A 14851-nucleotide genomic window follows, 5' to 3' on the forward strand; every position below is an offset into this window, starting at 1 on the left:
CGCGTACGTCCCGCAGGGCTGGGGATCCGCCCTGCGGGACGCCTTGCGTTCATGGTGGATCCGGCCGGGCGGAGGTTCCGGCCGGCCGGAGGTTCCGCCGGTCAGCGGCCGAAGTAATCCGGCTGGGTCTGGACATTGAGCTCGTCCAGCCGTACCCGCTCGGCCGGGTCGGTGCGCCGGTCGTCGAGCTTCAGGACGTCGAAGCCCTTGGCGATGTCGTTGGAGTAGATGTAGCCGTTGTAGTAGTACGCCGACCAGGGGCCGGCCGTGGTGACGGTGTCGGTGGTGACCGGGCCGCGCTCGAAGTAGCCGATCTCCTTCGGCTTCGACGAGTCGGTGAAGTCCCACACCGACACTCCGCCCTGGTACCAGGCCTGGACCATCAGGTCGCGGCCCTTGACCGGGATGATCGAGCCGTTGTGGGCGACACAGACCTCGGTGTCGGCCTGCGGGCGGTCGATCTTGAAGTAGCTGCGGAAGACCAGCTTGCGGTGGTCGCCCCTGCCGACGATGTCGTAGATGCCGTTGGCGCCGCGCTTCGGACCGATCTCCTCGTTGCAGGTGGCCGCGCCACCGCCGCCGAGCTCATCGGTGAAGACGACCTTGTCCGTGGTCTGGTTGAACGTCGCCGAGTGCCAGAACGCGAAGTTCACGTTGTCCTGCACCCGGTCGATGATCTTCGGGTTCTCCGGGTCCTTGATGGAGAACAGCAGACCGTCGCCCATGCAGGCACCGGCGGCCAGGTCCTTCGAGGGCAGCACGGTGATGTCGTGGCAGCCGGTGGTCCTGGAGACGCCCGGGTTGTCCGGAGCACCGGGATTGCCGCCGTCCGGGAAGAGCACCGGGAAGTTCACGACCGCGGCCTTCTCGGGCGCGTTGCGCGGCACCTTGATGACGGAGATCCCGTCGTGCGGCGGCTGACAGTCGGGGAACGTCGCGCTCGGCGAGTACGAGGAGACGTACACGTACACGTTCTTGCGCTCGGGGACCAGTGTGTGGGTGTGCGATCCGCACGCGGTCTCGACGGCGGCGACGTACTTCGGGTTGCGCTTGTCGCTGATGTCGAAGACCTTCATGCCCTCCCAGGAGGACTTCTCCGTGGCGGGCTGGGTGGTGCTGGTGCAGGAGTTGTCGCTGCGCGAGGAGTCGGTGGACAGGAAGAGCAGATCTCCCGAGACCGAGATGTCGTTCTGCGAGCCGGGGCACAGGACCTGCGAGACCGTTCTCGGGGACCTGGGGTTGCTGATGTCGAAGATCCGGAAGCCGTCGTAGTTTCCGGCGAAGGCGTACTTGCCCTGGAAGGCCAGGTCCGTGTTGAGGCCCTTGAGCGCGTCCTTCGGAACGTTGGCCAGATGAGTGATGTTGGAGCTGTGGACGATCTCGTCCACGCCGGGTATCTCGCCGCTCCTGATGGCGGCCGCGGCTTCGGCCTCCTGCGCGGCGGAGACTCCCGTCCGGGCCGCTCCCCGGTCACCGGGGTCGGGCGTCGCGGCCGCGGGTCCGGCCATCAGCAACGTGGCCAGCAGGCCGGCGGCTGCCGTCGCCACGCCCAGGCGTCTGCGCCGCACCGGGCTCGTGTGCAACGAAATCACTGCGTCCTCCCATGCATCCGAACGTAGTTGAACGGTTCACGGACCTCGGCAGTATCGTCCCTGTCATGGTGATCCCAACAGATGGCAACAGAGACGTAACGAAAGTTTCTGATCGCTGCCGTGCAAAAGCGTGTTAGGACGGTCGGCAGCCAACCCATATGGCCATGGAGGTCCACTTGTTGATCCGCCGTCAGACCATGTGTGTACGCAGATCCCTTCTCGTCGCGATGGCCGTCTCGGCCGTTCTCGCCCTCGCCTCGTGCGATGCGGGGGACGGTGGAAGCCGTACGAAGGCCCAGCCGGGCGGGGGGCCTTCGGTGGTGGCTCCCGGAAAGCCGGGCGAGCCCGCACGGACCCTCTCCGCCGAGGAGGCCGCGAAGGCCGCCGGGGACGACACCCCCAACTCCGCCGACTACCGCTATGCGCAGATGATGATCCAACACCACGCCCAGGCACTGGAGTTGACCGGGCTCGTGCCGTCGCGTTCCGGCTCCTCCCCGGTCAAACGGCTCGCCGAGCGCATCACCGCAAGCCAGAAGCCGGAGATCGGCGCCATGGAGGGGTGGCTCACACACAACGGCGGAGCGAAGCGCCGAACCGCACACGACCACTCGGCGATGCCCGGGATGGCGACCGAGGCACAGCTGAAGCAGTTGCGCGAGGCGGACGACGCGGCCTTCGACAAGCTCTTCCTGAAATTGATGATCACCCACCACCAGGGGGCGATCACCATGGCGACGGAGGTGCTCGCGGAGGGGAACAACGTGCAGATCGAGGAGATGGCCGGGGACGTCGTCGCGCAGCAGACGGTGGAGATCAACCGGATGCGCACCATGTCGTCCTGACGGCGGCGCACGGCGCGCCTCTCCCCCGCTCCGCCCGCCGGTGCCATGCTGGAGGCATCCTCCGGGAAGGGGTGCGCCGTGCTCCGTGTCGCCGTCATCGGCTCCGGTCCCAGCGGTGTCTACACCGCCCAGGCCCTGGTCGCGCAGGACCGGGTGCCCGATGTCCGGGTCCATGTGCTGGACCGGCTCCCCTGCCCGTACGGCCTGGTTCGTTACGGCGTCGCCCCGGACCACGAGAAGATCAAGTCCCTGCAGAACAGTCTGCGGACCGTGCTGGAACACGAACGGATCACCTTCCTCGGGAACGTCGAGGTGGGTGGCGACGGGATTCCGCCCGCACGGCTCGGCGAGCTCTACGACGCGGTGGTCTACTGCGTCGGAGCCGCGACCGACCGGCCGCTCGCCATCCCCGGCGAGGAGCTGCCCGGCAGCTTCTCCGCCACCGAGTTCGTCTCCTGGTACAGCGCGCATCCCGACGCGGCGGCCGGCGGCTTCGCGCTGCGGGCCCGTTCGGTCGTGGTGATCGGGGTCGGCAACGTGGCGGTGGACGTGGCGCGGATCCTCGCACGGAGCGCCCAGGAGCTGCGCCCCACCGATGTGCCGCACGGTGCGCTCGGCACACTGAGCGGCAGCCTGGTGCGCGAGATCCACATGACGGGCAGACGCGGACCGTCACAGGCCAGGTTCACCACCAAGGAACTGCGCGAGCTGGGCGGTCTGCCGCGGGCCCGGGTCATGGTGGACGAGGCGGAGCTCGCCCTCGACCCGGCGTACGCCGATCCGTCCGCCCAGCGGGGCCCCGCGCTGTCCTCACCGCCGAACGCGCCGCTCCCGACGGCGGCGGCGCGGCGCAATGTCGAGGTCCTGCGCGGATGGGCCGCGGCCGGCAGCGGGGGCGCGGACCCCGGCGGGCATCCGGTGCGCACCATCCACCTGCGGTTCTTCCTGCGCCCCGTGGAACTGCTGGAACGGGACGGCCGGGTGGCCGGGGTGCGGTTCGCCCGGACCGTGCCGGACGGCAGCGGGGGTGTGCGGGACGCCGGCAGGTACGAGGACATCGGCGCCCAGCTCGTGCTGCGGGCGGTCGGCTACCGGGGGATCCCGCTGCCCGGTCTGCCCTTCGACCCGGTGCGCGGGACGGTGCCGCACTCGGCGGGGCGGGTGCTGCGGGACGGGGTGCCGTCGCCCGGGGAGTACGTGGCCGGGTGGATCAAGCGGGGGCCGACCGGGGTGATCGGCTCGAACCGGTCGTGCGCGAAGGAGACAGTGGCTTCGCTGCTCGACGACGCCCCGCTGCTCGCCGGGCACCGGTCGGCATCCGACCCGGTGGCCGCGCTGCGGGCGTACGGGCTGCGTCCGGTGGAATGGGACGGCTGGCTGTCCATCGAGCGGGCGGAGGCGGCGCTCGGCCGGTCGCTGGGCCGGGAGCGGGTGAAGATCCCGGACTGGGCGGGGCTGCTGAGCGCCGCCCGGGGTGGCGGCCACGACGAGGGGTGAGGCTACCGGTCCTCGCCGACGCGCCGGACCTGCCGGTTCGCCGCGCCGAGGACGCTGTCGAGGAGCCCGGGGAACAGCGCCTCCAGGTCGTCCCGCCGCAGCCCGTTCATCTTGGCCGTGCCCCGGTAGATCTGCTGGATGATCCCGCTCTCGCGCAGCACCCGGAAGTGGTGCGTGGAGGTGGATTTGGAGACCGGCAGTTCGAAGCGGGAGCAGGTGAGTTCGCCTTCGGCGGCGGCCAGCTCACGGACGATGCGCAGCCGCATCGGGTCGGAGAGTGCGTGAAGCACCCCTTCGATGCGGATCTCGTCCAGCGCGGGGTGGTCGAGGACGCGGCCGCCCGCCTCGGCGGTGCTCGCGGCAGGGGCGCTGGCGGGGGTCACGTCGGCTCCAGTTCCTGGGGTTGCTCGGATCCTCCATAATACGAGACTCATCGAAGTTCCACACGCACCGGACAGGACCGGCCGCAGTCGCGGCCGCCGCCCGTCACCCCTTGAGCAGCTCCGGATTGTCGGCGAGCGCCGCGAGATGTCCGGCCGGGTCGGCGATCAGCCTGCGGGCCGACAGGTCGAGCATGCCCGCCACGCCCGTGACCTCCGCCGCGACGGTGCCGTCCTCCCTGAGGATCTGCTGCGCGATCGTGAACGTCTTCCCCTCGCCGTACACGAACCGGCAGGTCACCCGCACCCGGTCGCCGCCCCGGAGCTCCCGCAGGAACTTCACCGTCACCTCCAGCGCGACCGGCCCGACGCCACTGGCCAGCAGTTTGTCCTGCGGCAGACCGGCGGCGCGCAGGAGTTCCCAGCGGGCGTGCTCGGCGTACTGGAGATAGACGGCCTGGTTCAGGTGTCCCTGGGTGTCGAGCTCATAGCCCCGGACGGTCACGTCGACGGAAAAGGTCATGAACGTCCCAACCCCGGGGCGGATTCCGCCATTCCCGCGCATCCGCACCACCACCCACACGCGTAACGCCGCCCGCGCCGCACCCCTTTACGTGCCTGTGCCGCACCCCTTTACGTGCCTGTCATGCCCAGGTAACTTCCTCATTGCAAAAGATTGCAGCAAAATTCCGGCAGATATTGCTTTCCGGAGCGGTCGGAATGAACTGCTCGCCCGAACCCCGAGGCGCGTCCGGGTTCTCCGGCGGGACCTCGCAGGTGGTCGTCGATCGCCTGCGCTGTCGGCTGCCGCGGTCTGTCGGCCGTGGCCCTCCCCTGGAGACACGAATGAGACGCACCGCACGCTCCGTGCTGAGACGCCCGTCGGTGGCAGCCCTGGCGGCCGCCGGGCTTCTGGGACTCCTCACCGCCGTACCGGAGACCACCGCTCCGTCCCCCTCCCCCGCCGCGGCTGCGGAGAACACCGCGACGGTCTTCTACTACACGAAGACCAGGAACTGGTCGGCGTACGACCTGCATTACGCGCCCGACGGCGGTTCATGGACGACCGTGCCCGGAGTACGGATGGAGGCCGCCTGCACCGACTGGGTGAAGAAGACCGTGAGCCTGGGCAGTGCGTCCGGGCTGGCCGCGACCTTCAACAACGGCTCGGGGACCTGGGACAGCAACGCCGGGAAGAACTACGCGCTGGGCACCGGCGACATCACCGTCAAGGACGGGGTCGTGGCCCACAGCGACCCGTGCGCCGGCAGCGGCCCCGGCCCTTCGCCCTCCCCCACCGACACCAGAACCAACACCGCTTCGGTCTACTACTCGACGACCACCGTCGGCTGGTCCACCGTCAACATCCACTACCAGCCGGCCGGCGGATCGTGGACCGCCGTGCCGGGCGTGGGCATGATGGCGGCGTGCACGGGTTGGATGAAGTGGTCCGTCGACCTCGGCGGCGCCACCTCCCTGCGGGCCGCGTTCAACAACGGAAACGGGGTCTGGGACAACAACAACGGCAGCGACTACACGATCCGGGCCGGTGTTTCCACGGTCGACGACAAGGTCGTCACCTCCGGCGCCGATGACCCCTGCGCCGCCGAACCGGCCGACACCCGGGCGCCGACCGCACCGGCGAAGGTGAAGGCCGACGCCGACGGGGTGTCGATCGTGCTGGCCTGGGAGCAGTCCACCGACGACCGCGGGGTCACCGGGTACCAGGTGACCCGGACCGGCGGCACCAAGGGCACGGTGGTCACCGACGTCTCCTCCACGGTCCTCTCCGACGCGAACCTGGAGGAGCGGACCGCCTACAGCTACACGGTGAAGGCCGTGGACGCGGCAGGCAACGTGTCCACGGCGTCGGCCGCCGCCACCGCCACCACCGGGGAGATGCCCGCCACCCCGGCCGCCGGGAAACCACTGGGCACCGACCCGCGCAAGGATCCGATCTACTTCGTGCTCACCGCCCGGTTCGAGGACGGCGACAGCTCCAACAACCGGGGCGGCAGCCAGCACGTCAAGTCCGGCAACGCGGCCAATGACGACCCCATGTTCCGCGGCGACTTCAAGGGCCTGGTGAACAAGCTCGACTACATCAAGGGCCTGGGCTTCTCCGCCATCTGGATCACTCCGGTCGTGCTGAACCGGTCCGATTACGACTACCACGGCTATCACGGCTACGACTTCTACAAGGTCGACGGCCGGCTGGAGTCCACGGGTGCCTCGTACCAGGACCTGATCAACGCGGCCCACGCCAAGGGCATGAAGATCTACCAGGACGTCGTCTACAACCACTCCTCGCGCTGGGGCGCCAAGGGCCTGTTCACACCGACGGTGTACGGGGTCCGGGACGACCAGTGGAGCTGGTACTACGACGAGAAGAACGAGGGCTTCGAGTACGACGGTGTCAGCATCGAGCCCAAGTCCGGGAAGTCGTACTACAACGGCGATCTCTGGTCCACCGCCGAGCCGTCCGGCAACACCTGTCTGGACTGGGGCAAGCCCACCGGGAAGACCTCGCCCGAGGGCTACAGGCTGTACAACTGCCAGTGGCCCAGCCCGACTTCGGGTATGTTCCCCAAGGCGTACTACCACAACTGCTGGCTCGGGAACTGGGAGGGCGAGGACTCCCGCAGCTGCTGGCTGCACGAGGACCTGGCCGACTTCAACACCGAGAGCGCGCCCGTGCAGAACTACCTGATCGGCGCCTACGACAAGTACATCGACATGGGCGTCGACGGCTTCCGGATCGACACCGCCGTCCACATTCCGCGCACCACCTGGAACCGCCGCTTCCTGCCGGCCATCCAGGAACGTGTCACCTCGCGGTTCGGCGCCGCGGCGGCGAAGAACTTCTTCGTCTTCGGTGAGGTCGGAGCCTTCGTGAACGACAAGTGGAACCGCGGCTCGGTCAATCACTCCGCGCAGTTCTTCACCTGGAAGGAACGCAAGGAGTACGCCGCCGACGACGCCGCGGCCGCGCTGGAGATGTACGACTACGAGGAGCAGCTGGGCACCGGTTCCCAGCCGGTCTCCACCAACGCCTTCCTGGACGGGAACACGTACCACACACCGGACCACAGCCGGTTCTCCGGCATGAACGTCATCGACATGCGGATGCACATGAACTTCGGTGACGCCGGCAACGCCTTCCACAACGGCAAGGACTCCGACGACAGTTACAACGACGCCACCTACAACGTGGTGTACGTCGACAGTCACGACTACGGGCCCAACAAGAGCGGTGAGCGCTACGCGGGCGGGACCGACGCGTGGGCCGAGAACATGTCGCTGATGTGGACCTTCCGCGGCATCCCGACGCTGTACTACGGCTCCGAGATCGAGTTCCGGGCGGGCAGGAAGATCGACTGCGGGCCCGGCTGCCCGCTGGCGACCACCGGCCGCGCCTACTACGGCGACCATCTCGCCGGCACGGTCGAGGCGTCCGACTTCGGCAAGGTCTCCTCGGCCACCGGTGAGGTCGCCCGCACGCTCGCCGAGCCACTGGTGAAGCATCTGCAACGGCTCAACGAGATCCGGCGGGCCGTGCCGGCGCTCCAGATGGGCCAGTACTCCACCGAGGGCGTCACCGGCTCGATGGCGTACAAGCGCCGCTACACCGACGCCGCGAGCGGGACCGACAGCTTCGCGCTGGTGACCGTCACCGGCGCCGCCGACTACACCGGGATCCCCAACGGCACCTACAAGGACGCAGTCTCCGGGGACACCCGGGTCGTGTCGGACGGCAAGCTCTCGGTCGGCGCCCCCGGCAAGGGCAATCTGCGCGTCTACGTCCTCGACCTGGGCGGGAGGAACGCGGCACCCGGCAGGATCGGCGCGCCGGGTCCGTACCTCAACTAGGCGGGTCCGTACCTCGGTCGGGGCCGGTGGATTCGCGGACGACGAGCCGGTAGCCGGGCCGGGGCCGTCGGGGTTCGGGCACCGGGCTGCCGGAAAGCCGTTCGACGAGGCTGTCGACGGCGAGCCGTGCGATGGCCTCCTTGTCCGGGGCGACCGTGGTGAGCGTGGTCGCCCCGTACACGCTCTCCTCGATGTTGTCGAAGCCGACCACGGCGACGTCCTCGGGGATGCGGAGCCCGCGCGAGGTGAGGGTGCGCATGGCGCCGATGGCGATGAGGTCGTTGTACGCGAACACCGCGTCGGGCCGCTCTCCCCGGTCCAGGAGAGCGGCCATGGCCCTCGCTCCGTCCTCGCGTCCGTAGCCGTCGGTGACCACGATCAGCGACTCGTCGGGCTCGATGCCGGACGTGGCGATTTCCTCGCGCCAGCCGCGCAGCCGCAGATGGGCGGGCTGGCGTTCGCGTCCGGTGCGGGAGCCGAGGAAGGCGATCCGCCGGTGACCGCGGTCGATGAGATGGCGTACGGCGTCACGGGAGGCGGCCACGTTGTCGATGGCGATGTGGTCGTAGGGGGCTTCGTACTCCCGCTCGCCGAGCAGGACGAGCGGCGCGGTCTCGGTGCGCGCCATCAGGTCCTCGGTCTCCAGATGGATCGGGCTGAGGATGAGTCCGTCGATCACATGGGACCGGAAGCCCTGGCTGACCAGGAGTTCCTTCTCGCGGAGGCCGCCGGTGTGGTCGACCAGGACGGTGTAGTCGTGCCGGGCGGCCGCGTCGACGACCGCGCCCGCGAGCTCCGCGAAGTACGGGTTGCCGAACTCGGGCACGGCGAGGGCGATGATGCCGGTGCGGCCCTTGCGCAGATGGCGTGCGGTGAGGTTCGGCCGGTAGCCGAGTTCGTCGATGGCCTGCTGCACCTTGGCGCGCATCTGCGGTGTGACGTGCTGATAGTTGTTCACCACGTTCGACACGGTCTTGATGGACACGCCCGCCCGTTGCGCAACGTCCTTGAGGCTGACGCCCACGGCACTCCCTGACTCTGCTCGATGCGCACTCGGGCGCGGTGGGTCGGCTCGGCTCAGCCGGCTCTGCGGCCGCGCGCCAGATAGCGCTGGGCCACGACGACAACGATAAGGAACCCGCCGCTGACCACTGACTGGTAGGAGGAGTTCAGCGAGCCGATCTGGTTGATGAGGTTCTGGATGACGGCCAGCAGCAGGACGCCCCAGAGGGTGCCGCTGACCGATCCGGCGCCCCCGACGAGGAGGGTGCCGCCGATGACGACGGCGGAGATCGCGTCGAGTTCCATGCCCACGCCGACGATGGTGACGCCGGAGGAGAGCCTGGCCGCGTTCAGTGCACCGGCGAGTCCGGCGAGCAGCCCGCTGAGCGTGTATACGAGGAGTTTCGTACGGGCGACGGGCAGGCCCATCAGGGTGGCCGCGTCGCCGCTGCCGCCGACGGCGAAGAGGGTCTGCCCGAACGAGGTGCGCTGCAGCAGCAGTCCGCCGGCGCCGAACAGCACCAGCGCGATCAGGACCGGATGGCCGAACCCCCATACGCTGCCCTGTCCGAGCTCGGCGAAGGCGGAACCCTTGGGGACCAGGTAGGTGGTGGCGCCCTCGTCGGTAACGGCGAGCAGCAGACCGCGTGCCGCGAGCAGGGTCGCGAGGGTGACGATGAAGGGGGCCATTGCGGCACGGGCGATCAGGAACCCGTTGAGCAGACCGATCGCACCACCGACCAGCAGCGGTACGAGCAGCGCCGGCAGGATGCCCCATTGCGAGGCCCAGGCGGCGAGCACACCGCCGAGGGCGAAAACGGAGCCTACTGACAGGTCGATCCCGCCGCTGATGATGACCAGGGTCATGCCGAGGGCGACCACGGCGAGGAACGACGCCTGCACGGTCACACCGCGGGCGTTGTCCAGGGTGGCGAACGTCGGGTAGACGAACGACGCGGTGATCACGACGGCCAGCAGGACGGCCAGGACGCCCTGGCTCCGGAGGAGTTCGACGAGCCGCCGTGCGGGCGCCGGCCGGGCTCCGCCTCCTCGCCGGGGTGCGCCGTCTCCGTCCGCTGCGGGGCGTTTGCGGGGCGGCGGGACCTGGGCCACCGCCACGGGTGTGGTTTCGTTCATCGGGACCGACGCTCCCGGGCGACGTAGACGGCGGCGATGATGATGGCCGCCTGGGCGATCTGTGCGGTGGAGTCGGGCAGGTCGTGCTTGACGAGCGTCGCGCGCAGCAGTTGCATCAGCAGGGCGCCCGCGACGGTGCCGAGCACTCGGACGGAACCGCCGTCGAGGGGTGTGCCGCCGACCACGACCGCCGTGATGGCGGAGAGTTCCATGAGGGTGCCGAGCGAGGAGGGGTCGCTGGCGGTGAGTCTGGCGGTGGCGAGGATGCCGGCCAGGGCGGCCAGTACGCCGCAGAGCACGTACACGCCGATGAGCACGCGCCGTACCGGCAGTCCGGCGAGGGCGGCGGCGGAACGGTTGCCGCCGACGGCGACGATCCGGCGGCCGAAGGTGGTGCGCCGGACGAGGAGGGCGACGGCCGCGGCGAGGATCGCGGCGATCAGTACGACCGTCGGGATGCCGAGGTAGGAGCCGGTGCCGAGGGCGAGCAGGTCCGGGTTGACGATCTGCTTGAGCTGTCCGTCGGCCATGACGAGGGCGAGGCCGCGTCCGCCGACGAACAGGGCGAGGGTCGCGACGATCGGCTGGAGCCCGACGATCGAGACCAGGGTTCCGTTGACCGCCCCCACGACCGCGCCGGCGAGCAGCGCGACGAGGAGTGCGGGCACCAGCCCGTATCCGAGGTAGAGCGGGAGAAGTGCGGTGGCGAGCGCCATCGTCGAGCCCACGGACAGATCGATGCCCTCGGTGCCGATGACCAGAGCCATGCCCAGGGCGACGATGACGACGGGGGCGACCTGGACGAGCTGGGTGCGCAGATTGTCGGCGGTCATGAAGTGCTCGGTGAACAGGGCGTTGAAGGCCAGCACCGCTGCCACGGCGACGTACACCCCGTACTCCTGGTACCAGGCGGGGTCGCGCAGCCGGGCCAGGGGGCCGGTGGGTGCGGGGAGGGCGGCCTGGGCGGTCATCGGGGGTCCTCCTGGGCGGCCGGGGCCCGTCCGGTGGGGGCCGGTGAGTGGTCGGCGAGCACTTCGAGCAGATGGCTCTCGGTCACCGCGTCGCCCTCCAGTTCGCCCGCCACCGAGCCGCCGCGCAGGACGACGATGCGGTCGGCGCCCTCGATGAGTTCCTCGATGTCGGAGGAGATGAGCAGGATGGCGATGCCCTCTCGGGCGAGGTCGTCGATGAGGCTCTGGACCTCGGCCTTGGCGCCGACGTCGATGCCCCGGGTCGGCTCGTCCAGCAGCAGCACTCTGGGTTCCAGGCAGAGCCAGCGGGCGAGGAGGACCTTCTGCTGGTTGCCCCCGGAGAGTTCGCCGACCGGCTGCTCGGGGCTCGATGCCTTGATCCGCAGCCGCCGCATGAAGATGTCGACGACGCGGTCCTGCTTGCGGCGGGAGACCACACCGAAGCGGGAGAGCCGGTCCATGGCGGCCAGCACGATGTTCTCGCGCACGGAGAGGCCGGGCACGATGCCTTCGGCCTTGCGGTCCTCGGGCAGCAGACTGATCCCGGCGCGGATGGCACCGGCCGAGCTCAGTCTGCGCAATGTCCGTCCCCCGACGGCGAGTTCACCGGAGTCCAGGCTCAGCGCACCGGCAAGGGCCTTCGCCGTCTCGCTGCGGCCGGAGCCCAGGAGGCCGCCGAGGCCGAGCACCTCTCCGCCGTACAACGACAGGGATATGCCGTGGAGCTGGTGACGCCGGTCGAGACCGGTCGCGGTGAGTGCCGGGGCGCGTTCCTGCGCGTGTGCCGCGTCGTGTCCTTCGCCGTCGAAGCGGGTGAGACCGGTACGGCGGACCTCGGACAGGTCGCGGCCGAGCATCATCGAGACGAGCCGCATGCGGTCGAGGCCGGCAAGGTCACCGGTGTGGATGTGGCGGCCGTCGCGGAGCACGGTGACGCGGTCGCAGATCCGGTAGAGCTCGTCCATGCGGTGGCTCACGTAGAGGACCGCGATGCCCTGGCCGCGCAGGCTGCCGATGACCCGGAAGAGGGTCTCGACCTCGCGCGGCTCCAGCGAGGAGGTGGGTTCGTCCATGATGACGACCTGGGCGTCGACCGAGACGGCGCGGGCCAGGGCGACCATCTGCTGGGTGCCGATGCCGAGTGTGTGCAGGGGCTTTCGGGGGTCCACGCGGATGCCGAAGCCGTCGAGGAGTTCGGTGGTCTCGCGGTGCATCCGGGCGAAGTCGATGAGGCCGATGCGGTTCTTGGGCTCACGGCCGAGGAAGATGTTGCGCGCCACGCTCATCAGCGGGACGAGGTTCACCTCCTGGTAGATCGTGGAGATTCCGGCCTGCTGCGCCTCGAACGGCCGGGCGAACCGGACGGGTTGTCCGCCCAGCCGTAGTTCGCCCCCGTCCGGCCGGTGCACTCCGGTGAGGACCTTGATCAAGGTGGATTTCCCGGCGCCGTTCTCCCCCACCAGCGCGTGGGCCTCCCCGGCGCGCAGGGAGAACGAGACGTCGTCGAGCGCGATGACGCCCGGGAACCGCTTGCTCACCGAGCGGGCTTCGAGAACGGCGGCCGGCGCCGATTCCCGCTCCTGCTCCTGCTCTTGTTCCTGCTCCTGCACTTGCTCCTGTTCTTCTTGTTCTTGCTCCTGCGGGACTGCTTCCGGTGGCGCCATGAGTGGTCTCGGCCTTCCGCTGTTCCGGGGGTGCGGCGGGAGTGCGGTCAGTACGCCCCGCCGAGCGAGGCCTTGGCGTTGGACTCGTCGTACGCCCGGTCGGAGATGATGACGTTCTCAGGGATCTCCTCGCCGCCGTAGAACTTCTGGGCGGTCGCGAAGGCGAGCGGCCCGAAGCGCGGGTTCGACTCGATGACTGCGTTGTACTCGCCGTCGACCAGGGCCTGCACGGCATTCCGGGTGCCGTCCACGGAGACGATCTTGACGTCCTTGCCGGGCTTCCTGCCCGCGGCCTTCAGCGCGGTGACGGCACCGAGACCCATCTCGTCGTTCTCCGCGTAGACGGCGGTGATGTCGGGCTTGGACTGGATGAGCTGCTCCATGACCTGCTGGCCCTTGTCGCGGGCGAACTCGCCGGTCTGCTGGGCGACGATCCGCAGGCCGGGCGCCTGGGCCTTGACCTGGTCGACGAAGCCCTTGGTGCGGTCGGTGGTGACGTTGTTGCCGGACGCGCCGAGAAGAACGGCGACCTTGCCCTTCCCGCCGGTCGCCTTGATCATCGCGTCCGCCGCGCGCTTGCCCTGTTCCACGAAGTCGGAGCCGAGGAAGGCCACATAGTCCTTGCAGGCGGTGGAGTTGACCTTGCGGTCGATGGTGAGCACCGGGACCTTCTTGGCCGCGGCCGCCTTGAACGCGGGCTCCAGACCGTCGGAGTTCAGCGGGGCGACGATCAGGAACCGGGCCCCCTGGGACAGCATGTCCTGGATGTCGCTGATCTGCTTGGAGAGCTGGGACTGCGCGTTGGTGGTGAGCAGCTTCTTCACGCCGATCTTCGTGGCCTCGTCCTTGATGGACCGGGTCTCGGCGATGCGGAACGGGTTGGCTTCCTTCTCCGACTGCGAGAAGCCGACGACCGCGTCCTTCAGATCCAGCTTCGGCGCACCGTACGTCCGGAGCGAGCAGCCGGAACCCGAGCTGCTCCCGGGGGACTTGGCGGCCTGCGCGGCCTGGCTGCTGTCGTCGCCCGCATTGTCCGGGGTCTCCGACTTGGCACAGCCGGCGGCGGTCAGCATGGCGGTGGCGGCGAGGAGACAGGCCGCGGCGAGGGTACGGGATCGACGCTGGATCATCATGCGCGGACGCTCCTTGACGGGAGGACGACACGCTCGTCGGCGGGCCGTCGGGGCATGGCTTGACGATGCATCAGCCGCCGGGCGGCTCGGTTTACAACGTTATATAGGCGGTGTGACGCGAGCGGCAAGACGTCGTCGAGCGGTTTCTGCGAAGGGCCGCAATCGCGTCACGACAGGCCGAACTCCCTTACGGGGAAGGGAAGACGGGCACCGGCCCGAACCACCCCGTCGGCACCTCGGCATCCGGCCCCCGGGACGATCGGAGGCATGCAGGGATGGACCGGCCGCGTGAGGGGATGCACCGGCCGCCCGCCATGGTGGGTGGTCGCTCTCGTGATGCTGTACGTCGCGGTCCTGGCCCTCGTGGGTACCGCCTCGCACCTCGCCGGCCTTCTCCACGACGGTCTGCGCCCCCAACGACCGGGCCCCCGACCGGCTGAACCTGTACTGGTCCTCGTTCGCGGTCCCCGCCCCGGCGGCGGCCCTGCTCCCGCTGCGCGGGCGGCGGGCCGGTGTGGACCTCATGTGCACGGTGATGGTGACCGATCCGGCGGCCAACTGGTACGCGGCGCACGGCATCCAGCACGTCAGCGCGTCCGAGCGTCCGGGGCTGTGACGCCTCGACACCTTCGCCTTCTTCGTTCTCGCGACGGGCCCCTTCGCCGGCTCCACCTCCTCCCCCGGCACGGGGTGGGGCGCGGCTCCGGCAAGAGACCCCGGCCCGGGGCCCCGTGACGCTTCACGTCGTGCGGAGCCGGCC

11 protein-coding genes are annotated in these 14851 nt (G+C 69.5%); 3 read left to right on the forward strand and 8 right to left on the reverse strand.

Translation table 11 applies throughout. From position 1 onward, the window contains the following. Nucleotides 1-101: 101 nt before the first annotated feature. Complete coding sequence (locus ACFVH0_RS14770; protein ID WP_385820067.1) at nt 102-1592, reverse strand: LVIVD repeat-containing protein; 1491 nt, start codon at nt 1590-1592, stop codon at nt 102-104. 158 nt (nt 1593-1750) lie between these two features. Between ACFVH0_RS14770 and ACFVH0_RS14775 the strand changes: the two genes are divergently transcribed. Together ACFVH0_RS14775 and ACFVH0_RS14780 are read left to right on the forward strand one after the other, a co-directional pair. Next, nucleotides 1751-2437, forward strand: coding sequence for a DUF305 domain-containing protein (locus tag ACFVH0_RS14775; protein ID WP_385820069.1), 687 nt, complete (start codon nt 1751-1753; stop codon nt 2435-2437). Nucleotides 2438-2515: 78 nt separating this feature from the next. Then, entirely contained in the window at nt 2516-3934 is a 1419-nt protein-coding gene (locus tag ACFVH0_RS14780; RefSeq protein WP_385820071.1) for an FAD-dependent oxidoreductase, read from the forward strand. A 2-nt stretch (nt 3935-3936) separates the two neighbouring features. Here ACFVH0_RS14780 and ACFVH0_RS14785 read toward each other — a convergent pair whose 3' ends face one another. Both ACFVH0_RS14785 and ACFVH0_RS14790 read right to left on the reverse strand, forming a co-directional pair. Next, nucleotides 3937-4317, reverse strand: a complete 381-nt coding sequence (locus ACFVH0_RS14785; RefSeq protein WP_385820073.1) for an ArsR/SmtB family transcription factor — start codon at nt 4315-4317, stop codon at nt 3937-3939. Between the two features lie 103 nt (nt 4318-4420). Continuing rightward, nucleotides 4421-4837 (reverse strand): acyl-CoA thioesterase, encoded by a 417-nt coding sequence (locus ACFVH0_RS14790; protein WP_385820075.1) that lies wholly within the window; start codon nt 4835-4837, stop codon nt 4421-4423. A 323-nt stretch (nt 4838-5160) separates the two neighbouring features. On the opposite strand from ACFVH0_RS14790, the gene ACFVH0_RS14795 reads away from it, so the two are divergent. Continuing rightward, nucleotides 5161-8184: a carbohydrate binding domain-containing protein gene (locus ACFVH0_RS14795; RefSeq protein ID WP_385820077.1), complete on the forward strand. Its 3024-nt coding sequence runs from the start codon at nt 5161-5163 to the stop codon at nt 8182-8184. Here the strand turns inward: ACFVH0_RS14795 and ACFVH0_RS14800 are convergent. From ACFVH0_RS14800 to ACFVH0_RS14820, 5 genes are read right to left on the reverse strand one after another with little or no spacing between them, the layout of a single operon-like run. Continuing rightward, a complete protein-coding gene (locus ACFVH0_RS14800) occupies nt 8177-9208 on the reverse strand; it encodes a LacI family DNA-binding transcriptional regulator (protein ID WP_385820079.1) in 1032 nt (343 codons plus the stop codon). The two genes, ACFVH0_RS14795 and ACFVH0_RS14800, sit on opposite strands and share 8 nt — an antisense overlap. Before the next feature lie 53 nt (nt 9209-9261). Further along, nucleotides 9262-10323 (reverse strand): ABC transporter permease, encoded by a 1062-nt coding sequence (locus ACFVH0_RS14805; RefSeq protein ID WP_385820081.1) that lies wholly within the window; start codon nt 10321-10323, stop codon nt 9262-9264. Further along, the gene (locus tag ACFVH0_RS14810; protein ID WP_385820083.1) at nt 10320-11294 is read right to left on the reverse strand and encodes an ABC transporter permease; all 975 of its coding nucleotides are present in this window, start codon (nt 11292-11294) and stop codon (nt 10320-10322) included. The genes ACFVH0_RS14805 and ACFVH0_RS14810 overlap by 4 nt, the downstream gene beginning before the upstream one ends. Further along, nucleotides 11291-12958 (reverse strand): sugar ABC transporter ATP-binding protein, encoded by a 1668-nt coding sequence (locus tag ACFVH0_RS14815; protein WP_385820085.1) that lies wholly within the window; start codon nt 12956-12958, stop codon nt 11291-11293. Before ACFVH0_RS14815 ends, ACFVH0_RS14810 begins: the two co-directional genes overlap by 4 nt. A 47-nt stretch (nt 12959-13005) precedes the next feature. Further along, nucleotides 13006-14091: an ABC transporter substrate-binding protein gene (locus ACFVH0_RS14820; RefSeq protein ID WP_385820087.1), complete on the reverse strand. Its 1086-nt coding sequence runs from the start codon at nt 14089-14091 to the stop codon at nt 13006-13008. Between the last annotated feature and the right edge of the window lie 760 nt (nt 14092-14851).

This window comes from Streptomyces sp. NPDC127117 (assembly GCF_042677325.1).
GTDB lineage: Bacteria > Actinomycetota > Actinomycetes > Streptomycetales > Streptomycetaceae > Streptomyces.